The following is a 263-nucleotide window of genomic DNA, read 5'->3' on the forward strand; positions in this document are numbered from 1 at the left end:
CGACCTGACGCAGATCCTTGCCCCGGACGGTGATCCCGGACGCGGGCGTCCGCCCCGGCTCGTCTTCCATGACCAAGTCCTGGCCACCGTTCTGCACCTGCGTGTCAACCTGGCCGCGGAACCCCTCGCCATCCTCTTCGGCAGCAGCCGAACCGCCATGCACCGCACCCTGCTGAAGATCAGGAAACTGCTCGCCGCACACAACATGAGCGTCCCGCCGGCGACCACGCCACCCGCTGCCCTCGCCACCCTCCAAGCCCGTG

Annotated in this window: 1 protein-coding gene; it reads left to right on the top strand. The window is 68.8% G+C overall.

The genetic code is table 11. The features are described from left to right. Positions 1–263, top strand: a 263-nt coding sequence (locus tag OO52_RS45810; RefSeq protein WP_030941462.1) for a transposase family protein, incomplete at both ends; no start/stop codon positions are given.

Origin of the sequence: Streptomyces flaveolus (genome assembly GCF_000716535.1) — a bacterium.
In the GTDB taxonomy this organism is placed as follows: Bacteria; Actinomycetota; Actinomycetes; order Streptomycetales; family Streptomycetaceae; genus Streptomyces; species Streptomyces flaveolus_A.